The sequence below is a fragment of the Salsipaludibacter albus genome (assembly GCF_019798055.1).
Taxonomy (GTDB): domain Bacteria; phylum Actinomycetota; class Nitriliruptoria; order Nitriliruptorales; family Nitriliruptoraceae; genus Salsipaludibacter; species Salsipaludibacter albus.
On sequence record NZ_JAHOPH010000062.1, the window covers coordinates 1 to 7,132 of the forward strand.

Here is a 7,132-nt window from a genome sequence, read left to right on the forward strand (position 1 = left end):
GGGTCGGGGTCTCAGCCGCCGACGGCTCGCTTGGGGGGCAGGAGGTCGTACTTCTCGACGAGGTGGTGCCACCCGCAGGACCGGCAGGCCTCGACGGTGTAGACCGCGAGGTCACCGAGCTTGCGGACCCGGTCGGGCAGGGACTCGCGGGTCACGGCCTGGCCGCGTCGAGCGGTCTTGCCGTAGCGCGGGAAGACGTAGGTGACGTGCACGAGGGCGTCGGTGTCGCACAGCGGACAGTCGCCGACGGGCTCACCGATCCACTTGGCCGCCCGCAGGAGCTCGGGGTGTGCGTCGCAGACGTCGGCGCGTGTCCGCAGCCCGGACCGGACGTCCCGCAGGGTCGCCCGACGGGCCATGCGGTAGTCGACGCGTCCGGTTCGCACGGGTCACCTCCGGGTCGTGGTCGTCGGGCGGCGGGTGGTGGGCGCCGCGAACGGTCCGGGCCATCGTAGGAGTTGATGCCGTGGCCGGGGGCCGGACGGGGGGATGGTGCATGCGACGCGCGAGGCGTCGCGGCGAGGGTCCACGAACACGAACGACACCCCGCCGCAGCGGGGTGTCGTCGGTGATCCGGACCGGCTCAGGCGGTCGGGTCGTTGGTCATCCAGTCGGGCTTGCCGCCCTTGGTCTTCCAGAAGATGACCGAGATCTCGTCGATGAGGTCGAGCAGCGCCTGGCCGTCGGCCGGGTCGACCGACTTCTTGGCGTCACCGGCGGCCTTCGTGGCCCTCCAGAAGAGGTCGTGGAGCTCGGGGTACTCCTCGACGTGGGGCGGCTTGAAGTAGTCCGTCCACAGGACCCAGAGGTGGTGCTTGACGAGCTCCGCACGCTGCTCCTTGATCTGGATGGCGCGGGCGCGGAACACCTCGTCGTCGGAGTCCTGGTACTTGACGGCCGACTGGTGGACCGACTCGGCCTCGATGCGTGCCTGCTCGGGGTAGTAGACCCCGCACATCAGGTCGCAGTGGGCCGACACCCGCTCGACGGGTGCGAACGGGTTGAGGGCGGTGAGGTTGGGAAGTCGCATGTGACTGCTCCCTTGGGTTTTGGGCGTGCGCTGTCTGCTTCTCCTCTCGATCGTAGTCTCGGCAGGGTGAGACCCGTACGGCCGGTGTCACCACCCTTCGGGAAGGAAATGCGGGAATGTCCCCACCAACACGGCCAGATGCGAACGATTCGCATCACACCCCGATCGACGGCGGACCACGTCGCGACCCCGACCCGCGGGACATCGGCGCCCCGCGCCGGGCGCTGGGTCGGGCGCTCGCCCTGACCGCCGCGGCCTGGGGGACGGCCCTGGTCGCCAACCGCGCACTGCGTGCCGTCGACGGCCCCTCGATGCTGCCGACCCTGGCACCCGACGACCACGTGGTCACGGTCCCCACTCCCCTGCTGGCGCCACGACGGGGCGACGTCGTCGTGCTCGCGCCCGGGACGCTGGGTCCGACCGCCAGCGTCAAGCGACTGGTCGGCCTGCCCGGCGACGACGTCGTCCTGCTCGACGGGCACCTGCACGTCGACGGGTCCTGGTGGGACCGGCCCGCCGTGGTCCCGGTGGACGCCGACCACCGCTGGGCGCCGGGACCCGCCGAGGTGGTGGTCCTGGGCGACGACCCGCGCGCTTCGACCGACAGTCGGACCGTGGGCTGCGTGCCCGCCGACGCGATCGAGCGGGTCGCGGTGGCACGCCGGTCGCCGTGGTCGTGGCTGCGGCCCCCGGCCGGGATGCGACGGCGCGACGGACCCCGCCGGCGGGACGCCGTGCGGGTCGTGGTCCTGGATCCCGACGACCGGACGCTGTTGTTCCGGGTGGCGGACGCCGACGGGGACCGACCGGACTGGTGGGAGACTCCGGGTGGTGGCCTGCAGCCCGGCGAGGACGTGCACACCGCCGCGCTCCGCGAGGTCGCCGAGGAGGTCGGCGTGTCGGACGTCACGATCGTGGCGCTGGACCACGAGGCCGAGCGCGACTCGGTCCTGTGGGGCGCCCCCCTCCACCGGGTCGAGACGTCCATGGCGGCCCGGGTCCCCGACGACACCGTCACGACGGACGGCTGGACGGCCAGCGAGCAGGTCGACCACGTGGACTGGCGCTGGTTCACCCGCGACGAGCTGGACGAGCTGGACGACGTGACCCACCCCGCCGACCTGGCCATGCTGGTCGACCGCGCCATCGCCGCCCTCTGACGCGGCGAGTGGCGGAGGTTCGTGACCCCCCCGCGAGCCCCGGGGGTGCGGCCGGGTCAGGCGGGGGCGAAGCGCTGGACGGTGCCGGCCTGCTGGTCGGTGACGACCAGGGTCCCGTCGGGGGCGACCGCCAGGTCGACCGGGGCCTGCAGGGCACCGTCGCCGGCACCCACGTCACCGGCGACCAGCGGCGGGTCCGGGAGGTCGTCGACGTCGGGGCCGGTCGGCGCCGCGGGCAGCTGGACGACCGCCCCGGCCCGGTAGTCGGTCACCCACACCCGCCCGTCGGGCAGCGCGACCACGCCCTCGGGCGTGCCGTTGGTGCCGGCCGCCCCGGGGAGTCGGTACTCGCCCACGACCTGTCCCTCCGGGTCGAACTCCTGCACGCGGGTCGCCTCGAAGTCGGCGACGAACACGTGGCCACGCTGGTCGACGTCGATCCCCGTCGCGTGCACCAGTCCGCCGGGCCCGTCGCCGGGCTCGCCGAAGGCACGCTCGAACGCTCCCTCGGCGTCGAACACCTGCACCACCGGCCGGGCGTCGTCGGTGACGTAGATGGCGCCGTCGGCGTCCGTGGCGATGCCGATCGCCCGTCGGAACTGGCCGTCGCCGTCGCCCTCGCTGCCGAAGGACCGGACGAACTCGCCCTCAGGCGTGAACGACTGGATCCGGCTGTTGCCGTTGTCGACCACGTGCACGGTGCCGTCCGGTCCGATCGCCAGTGCCCCGAAGTCCAGCGTGTCCAGTTGCCCGTCCTCGCGCCCGGTGCCACCGAACTCGACCACCTGGGTGCCGTCGGGCGCGAACCCGACCACCCGGTCCTTGCCGGCGTCGAGGACGAAGATCGTGCCGTCGGCGCCCATGTCGACGCCGTAGGGCTGGGCCCACGAGCCGTCGTCGGGCACGAGCGCGTCGACGAAGGCCAGGGGCTCGTCGGGTGCCGGGACCGGCGACGTCGTGGGCGACGGAACGGGCGAGGGCACGGGCGACGCCGGGGCCGCGGTCGCCGTCCCGGTCGCGTCCGGTCCGGGCGAGGCGGCCGTGGTCCCGACGTCCGACGTCGGCTCGGGCTCGCCGGCGTCGCCAGTGCAACCGGACATGCCCAGCAGCACCACCAGGCCGACGGTCACCAGGCGGCTCCCACGACGGATCCGTGCGCGCACGACTGCGCCTCCCGATCGATGGCGATCGACCCTAGGGGCGGACCCGGCCCCGGGCAACGGGGCCGCGGGACGATGGCCGGAGCAGCTCACTCGAACGGGTGGAACACGAACATGTTTGCGTAGCCCTCGCCACGGTCACCGTCCACCAGCGGCTGGTGGCGCGCGATCGAGAAGTCCGCCGCTGGCACGTCACCCGACGGGGCCAGCAGGGTGCCGCGGTAGCCGAGGGCCTCGACGGCGTCGACGACGGTGTGGACGTCCACGTCGCCGGTCAGCAGCTTGGCCGCGATCTCCATCAGCACGACCGGGCGGTGGCGGACCAGCGTGTCGGCCGCCCCGGCCACGAGCGCCAGCTCGTGGCCCTCGACATCGACCTTCACGAAGTCGACCCGCTCGAAGGCGAAGTCGTCCAGGCGCCGGGTCTCCACCTCGACGCCCTCGCCGTCCGGTCGGATGTTGCCCTGGGTCGAGCGAGCGGTGCCGTCGACCATCGGGACCTGCAGCCGTGCGACCCCGGTGACGTCGGACAGGGCGAGCTGGTGCACCCGGACGTTGCCCCGGTGCCAGGCCCGGAGCACGCGTGCGCACTCGGGATTGGGCTCGAAGGCATGCACCTGCGCGGACAGGTTCGCCAGCGCATACGTGTAGGGGCCGTAGTTCGCACCGACGTCGAGGCTGACCCCGCCGGGGGTGACCCATTCGGGCAGGCGTTCCACCTCGGGCTCCAGGAAGCGCAGCAGTCGCATCGACCAGTACCGGGCGGGCACCTCGAACCGATCGGGAACGAGATCGCGACCCGCGTTCAGCCACGAACGCACCCGTGATCGACGGACGTGGCGCACCGCGTGCCTCCTGGGTGGGACGGATCGGACGAGCGGATCGGACGGGGCGCACGGTAGCCCGCCCGGCGCGTGGGACACCCGGACGCCAGTACGCTCCCGCGTGCTCCACGTCGAACCGGAGAACCCCAGTGTCACTGTGCGTGCTCGGCCGTGCCCGGTCGTGTCCGGGGGACGCGTGAGCACCGACTGGCGTGACCATTTCGATCGGCTCGTGGCGCGGTACCGACGCGTCCGCGAACGGGTCTCCGAGAGCCGGTGGCTGCTGCCGGTCGTGGTCGTCCTGGTCGTCGTCGGCATCACCTGGTCGTGGCAGCGACTCGAGATCGAACCCGCCGAGCTCGGCTGGGGCGCCCTGGCAGCCTCGGCCGCCCTGGCGATCCCTGCGGCCCTGATGTCGGCCGGGGAGTTCTGGCTGGCCCAGCGGCTGGCAGGTGGACACTCGACGGCTCGCGAGTCCATCCGGGTCTCGCTCCTGGGGTCGCTGGGCAACCTGTTGCCCATCCCGGGCGGTGCGATCGTGCGGGTCGAGGCCATGACCGCCAGCGGCGCGAGCCCGGGGATCGCCGTGCGGATGACCGCCGGGATCGGGGTGGCCTGGGTCGGCCTGACGCTGATCGCGTCGGGCCTCGCCGTCGCCGCACTCAGCAACCTCGCGCCGGGACTGGTGGCCGCCGGGATCGGCGTCGTGGCGTGCATCGGCGGGGCGGTGGCGATCCGCCCACGTGACCGGAACGCCGTGTGGCTGACCGTCGCGGTGTACGTCCTGGAGATCCTCGTGATCCTGCTCGCGACGTGGCGCATCCTGCTGGTGCTGGAGGCCATCGGCACCGACGCCTCGTGGGCCCAGGCGTTCGGGCTGGTGGCCTCGGGCGCGCTGGCGGTGTCGGTCGGGCTGGTCCCGGCCGGGCTGGGTGTCCGCGAGCTGCTCGCATCGGTCCTGGCCCCGCTGGTCGGGCTGACCGCGGCGGCCGGATTCCTCACGGCCGGTCTCAACCAGGTGCTGAGCCTGATCGGCCAGGGACTGCTGGCGCTGACGACGATCCAGCGTCGACGCTGACCGCGTCATCGACCGGCCCGGCCCCCGACGCGGTCGTGGGCGGCCGGCGGAGGACGGCCAGCAGTTCCGGGTCGTCCAGCCCGATCCCGATGCGGTCGTAGGTACCGGGCTCGGCACCGTCGATCGACACCACCTCCAGGTCCACCTGCGTGGCGAGGTGGGCGAGGTCGCGGGCCGTGTGGGTCACCGTCCACAGGTCGAAGTCCCGGTCCTCGCCATCGGGCCCCCGAACCTCGCTGCGCTGGTGGTGCACCAGTCGCTGCGGATCGAAGGCGTCCCCGTCGACCAGGTGGCGGGCCGCGAACAGGGTGTGGAAGGCGGTCACGACGACATGTCCCCCGGGACGCACCGCCGTCGCGAGGCCGGCGAGCACGTCGCCCTCCCCCTCGGGGTCGGTGCCGAACCCGCCGTGGCACAGCGACCACGCCACGTCGAACCGACCGGCGAGGTCGGCGCGGCGCAGGGTCGCGGCGAGGTGGCGGGCGTCGCCGACCACGACCTCCCAGTCCGCACGGGGACGGTCCGCCTCCTCGTCCTCGCGCAGGCGCTCGGTCGCGACGCGGACCAGGTCCGGCGAGACGTCGATGCCGACGGCGTCCATCCCGCGCCGGCGCAGCTCGCGCAGGTGTCGTCCGGTGCCGCACCCGACGTCGAGGACCCGCTGGCCCGGGACCAGGCCGGTGCGCTCGACCAGGGCATCGACCTCGTCGGCGGTGCCGGCGGTGAAGGCATTGCGGTCGTACAGCCGCCCCTGCCAGGCACCGATGTCGAGGTAGAACGGGGGCTGCTCGGCCGTCGGTGGCGACGGCACGACCACCGGACGGTCGGCGTGGTCACGCCACGACGTCGTCCGGGGGTCCGGTCGGCTCACGGACGGATCACGGTCGGGGGTGGCGGGCCCAGAAGAAGCAGAAGACCCCGTAGGCGACGAAGCCCAGCCCGATCGCGGCCAGCAGCCACGTGCCGTAGGACTGCTGCCGCAGCGTCTGCAGGGCCTGGTCCATCCCGCCGGCCTTCTCGGGGTCGGCGGTCATGGCGGCCCAGCCGAACAGCCCACCCACGATCGCCAGCGTGATGCCCTTGGCGATGTAGCCCACCTGTCCGAGACGCACGGTCTTCTGGTCGGCGCCGGCCAACTTCTTGGTGAAGCTCTTCGTCACGCCGGAACGGACCTGGTAGAGCCCGACCCCGATGACCGCCAGCCCGATGGCGCCGACGATGAACCGTCCTCCGGGGGCGCCGAGCAGGGTCGCGGTCAGGGACTCCTCCTGGCTGCCACCACCGGACGAGCCACCCGCGGTGACGATCTTGAAGGCCTGGAAGGACAGGACCCCGTACACGATGGCGCGCCCGACGTGCTTGGCCTGCTCGAACGTGCGGTCCGAGCTGTCCATCCAGGACTCGCCCACGAAGGTCGAGGCGAGCTGCCACAGCGCCATGGCGGCCAGTCCCACCACGACGATCCACAGCAGCACGGTCCCGAAGCCCTGGCTCGCGAGCTCCCGGAGTGCCCCGGTGGTCGAGGCCTCCTCACCGCTCCCCCCGGAGAAGGCCAACTGCAGGGCGATCCAGCCGGTGATGGCGTAGACCAGGCCGTAGCTGAGGATCCCCACCCGGGCCAGTTGGAGGACAGCCCCCTGGGCCTCGGCCTCGGTGGGCATGTCGACGGACGTGGCGCTCATGGTGCTCCAGGTGTGTGGCGTGGCAGTTGGCCGGGTGCACGGGTGGTGACGGGCACCACGCAGGCAGGGATGGCCGCGCCACCCCGATGACGAGCCTATGCGTCACCGTGGGCCCGGGAACCGTCGATCGGGGGGCCGACCGATCGGGACCACGACCGCCCGGGGGTGGTCGTGGTCCCGATCGATCGACCCCCCGAC

Annotated in this window: 8 protein-coding genes; 2 read left to right on the forward strand and 6 right to left on the reverse strand. The window is 73.0% G+C overall.

The genetic code is table 11. The features are described from left to right. Positions 1–11 precede the first annotated feature (11 nt). Together KR546_RS18640 and sodN are read right to left on the reverse strand one after the other, a co-directional pair. Positions 12–386 (reverse strand): DUF5318 family protein, encoded by a 375-nt coding sequence (locus tag KR546_RS18640; protein ID WP_238446230.1) that lies wholly within the window; start codon positions 384–386, stop codon positions 12–14. A gap of 197 nt (positions 387–583) precedes the next feature. Then, positions 584–1,030: a superoxide dismutase, Ni gene (gene sodN / locus KR546_RS18645; protein WP_238446231.1), complete on the reverse strand. Its 447-nt coding sequence runs from the start codon at positions 1,028–1,030 to the stop codon at positions 584–586. 116 nt (positions 1,031–1,146) lie between these two features. Here sodN and lepB point away from each other — a divergent pair, with 116 nt between their 5' ends. Beyond that, on the forward strand, positions 1,147–2,190 hold the full coding sequence (gene lepB, locus KR546_RS18650; protein ID WP_238446232.1) for a signal peptidase I: 1,044 nt from the start codon (positions 1,147–1,149) through the stop codon (positions 2,188–2,190). A gap of 56 nt (positions 2,191–2,246) precedes the next feature. Here the strand turns inward: lepB and KR546_RS18655 are convergent, their stop codons facing one another. Both KR546_RS18655 and KR546_RS18660 read right to left on the reverse strand, forming a co-directional pair. After that, positions 2,247–3,353, reverse strand: coding sequence for an NHL repeat-containing protein (locus tag KR546_RS18655; protein ID WP_238446233.1), 1,107 nt, complete (start codon positions 3,351–3,353; stop codon positions 2,247–2,249). 86 nt (positions 3,354–3,439) lie between these two features. Beyond that, positions 3,440–4,099, reverse strand: a complete 660-nt coding sequence (locus KR546_RS18660; protein ID WP_238446234.1) for an FkbM family methyltransferase — start codon at positions 4,097–4,099, stop codon at positions 3,440–3,442. Positions 4,100–4,370: 271 nt separating this feature from the next. Between KR546_RS18660 and KR546_RS18665 the strand changes: the two genes are divergently transcribed. Then, a complete protein-coding gene (locus KR546_RS18665; protein WP_238446235.1) occupies positions 4,371–5,252 on the forward strand; it encodes a flippase-like domain-containing protein in 882 nt (293 codons plus the stop codon). Here KR546_RS18665 and KR546_RS18670 read toward each other — a convergent pair. Both KR546_RS18670 and KR546_RS18675 read right to left on the reverse strand, forming a co-directional pair. After that, complete coding sequence (locus KR546_RS18670) at positions 5,185–6,123, reverse strand: class I SAM-dependent methyltransferase (protein WP_238446236.1); 939 nt, start codon at positions 6,121–6,123, stop codon at positions 5,185–5,187. The genes KR546_RS18665 and KR546_RS18670 overlap by 68 nt on opposite strands. Before the next feature lie 7 nt (positions 6,124–6,130). Next, positions 6,131–6,934: a DUF1206 domain-containing protein gene (locus KR546_RS18675; RefSeq protein WP_238446237.1), complete on the reverse strand. Its 804-nt coding sequence runs from the start codon at positions 6,932–6,934 to the stop codon at positions 6,131–6,133. Between the last annotated feature and the right edge of the window lie 198 nt (positions 6,935–7,132).